This window comes from Geobacillus sp. (assembly GCF_017515625.1).
In the GTDB taxonomy this organism is placed as follows: domain Bacteria; phylum Bacillota; class Bacilli; order Bacillales; family Anoxybacillaceae; genus Geobacillus; species Geobacillus stearothermophilus.
The window spans coordinates 1-2328 of sequence record NZ_JAFWFM010000068.1; the positions used below are offsets into that span (position 1 = coordinate 1).

Here is a 2328-nt window from a genome sequence, read left to right on the forward strand (position 1 = left end):
GGAGAGAGTCCTTTTTGCATGACATTTGCTTTTTTCTACCGCGCTTCGCTTGGTGGCCCCGACGAGCGTCGCGAACAAAAGTTCGCAACCCTCGTCGGGGAATCATTCCTGAATGTCACCCACAAATATTTTACTCACACGAGAGGGTGTCTTGATGAGCGATATTATCATGCTGACGGGAAAGGTCAACTTTACGATTACGCTCGACCCTGGCGTCTGGATTTTCGATGACCGAAAAGTCGATTTGGACACGTATTTTTCGCATCCGAAACCGGATCAAGCCGGGGCAGGGCAAGAGGAAGAAGAAATCAAAAAGCGGTCGGTGTTTTGGGACCGGGAAATTCAGGAGGGGGCCGTCTTTCCGCCCACATTGAAAACCGAGCGGCGTTTTTTGAAGGAGAAAATCATCACCGGTTCGTTCGGCATGCCGTTTGCTCCGTTTTTGCAAAACGCTGAACCGCACGAAGACGCTTCCGAACTTGTCGTCGTGACGGAAAGCGGGGAAACGGTGATCCCGCTCGACAAAGCACACGATTTGATTTTTGCTTTTTCTAAAAACGGAAAGCCGCTGCGCGATGACGGTCCGGTGCACATTTATTTCGGCGACGGCTCGAACCGCGAAGCGCCGATTACCCATGTGCGCCAGCTCATCGTCCGCTGACCAGACGCTCCGTCAAGAGGACGTCCGGTTTTCGGTCGGCCGTGAGGGGCCGCCATTCCTGTTCGTTCGCGTGACGCAGGATTGGCAGCCTCCCAAGCGGCCGGTTGGAAGACGAGGGCTAAAGCAAGTCGGCAGCGAGCTGGGCGAGCTCGGAACGCTCTCCTTTGACAAGGCGGATATGACCGGCGATTTTTTGGTCTTTGAATTTCTCGACCACATACGTCAAGCCGTTGTTGTATTCATCCAAATATGGATGGTCGATCTGTTCCGGATCGCCCATTAAAATGATTTTGCTTTTTTCGCCGACACGCGTCAAAATCGTCTTCACTTCATGCTTTGTCAAGTTTTGCGCCTCATCAATAATGATGAACTGCTCCGGCAGGCTGCGGCCGCGAATGTAGGTGAGCGCCTCGACTTCAATCGAGCTCATGCCGGCTAAAATGGCGTCCAATTCCCCCGGCTTTTTCGTGTTGAACAAATACTCAAGGTTGTCAAAAATCGGCTGCATCCACGGGCGCAGCTTTTCTTCCTTTTCCCCAGGCAAAAAGCCGAGGTCTTTCCCCATCGGCACGATCGGGCGCGCGACAAGCAGCTTTTTGTACGTGCGCAAGTCTTCAGTCTGCATGAGCCCGGCAGCAAGCGCGAGCAGCGTTTTCCCGGTTCCAGCCTTGCCGATTAACGTCACGAGCGGAATATCGTCGCGCATAAGCAGCTCAAACGCCATCGTTTGCTGCACGTTGCGCGGGCGAATGCCCCATATATGCTCATGATGAAAAATCAGCTTCTTCACCTTTTTGCCGTTTTGGTCGACGATGCCAATCGCCGAAGCGGAACTGCCGAATGCGTCTTTCATAATAATAAACTGATTCGGGTAAAACGGGTGATCAGCGATATCGGCCAACACGAGCTCCCCTTTATCATAAAACCGTTGCAGGTGATCTCTCCCTATGTACAGTTCCAAAAACCCGGTGTAAATATGGTCGATGTCAACGACGCGGTCGCTTAAGAAGTCTTCGGCCTGCAGCCCGATGGCATCCGCTTTCACGCGCACGAGCGCATCTTTGCTCACCAAAATGACCGAACGTCCGTCCTCTTTCGCTTGTTCCTCAAGCGATAAGTTTTTCGCCACCGCCAAAATGCGGTTGTCGTTCGTTTTTTCGACAAAAATTTCCTGAAGCTGATGGAATGAACGGTGGTTCAGTTCAATGCGCAGCACCCCTCCGTTTTCAAGCGGAATTTTCTCGTGCAGCTTGCCGTTCTCGCGCAGGCGGTCGATCAGCTTCGACACCTGGCGGGCGTTTCTCCCGACCTCATCCATATACCGCTTTTTCGAATCCACTTCCTCCAGGACGACAGCCGGAATGACGACCTCGTTGTCCTCGAACGAAAAAATTGAATACGGGTCTTGCAAGAGGACGTTTGTATCAAGCACATAGATTTTCTTTCCCAAATTCCGCTTCCCCCTAGCGTCCGTTTTCCGCCTTGTATACCGGATGGGAATGGCTGTGGTATAGCATATGAAAAAATGTCAGGCGTGTTGATTATCCAATAAAATCCAAAGGGTATAGAAAAAAGAGCACCTTTCCTGTAGAATGTGAGTAACGACACAAACAAACCCAGGAGGTGCTCTCTATGAACAAGCATACCACACTCCCGAATTTGATGCA

At 51.6% G+C, this 2328-nt stretch carries 2 protein-coding genes; one reads left to right on the forward strand and one right to left on the reverse strand.

The features are described 5' to 3' along the window. Window positions 1-154 precede the first annotated feature (154 nt). Window positions 155-661 carry a hypothetical protein gene (locus tag IKE44_RS04460; RefSeq protein WP_049624548.1) on the forward strand — a complete coding sequence of 169 codons (507 nt, stop codon included), beginning with the start codon at window positions 155-157 and terminating at the stop codon, window positions 659-661. Window positions 662-779: 118 nt separating this feature from the next. Here the strand turns inward: IKE44_RS04460 and IKE44_RS04465 are convergent, their stop codons facing one another. Then, window positions 780-2111, reverse strand: a complete 1332-nt coding sequence (locus IKE44_RS04465; protein WP_049624547.1) for a PhoH family protein — start codon at window positions 2109-2111, stop codon at window positions 780-782. Window positions 2112-2328 lie beyond the last annotated feature (217 nt).

Bases quoted from the DNA above. Each gene is read 5' to 3' on its own strand.
- IKE44_RS04460 (WP_049624548.1), top strand. From the start codon at position 155: ATGAGCGATATTATCATGCTGACGGGAAAGGTCAACTTTACGATTACG.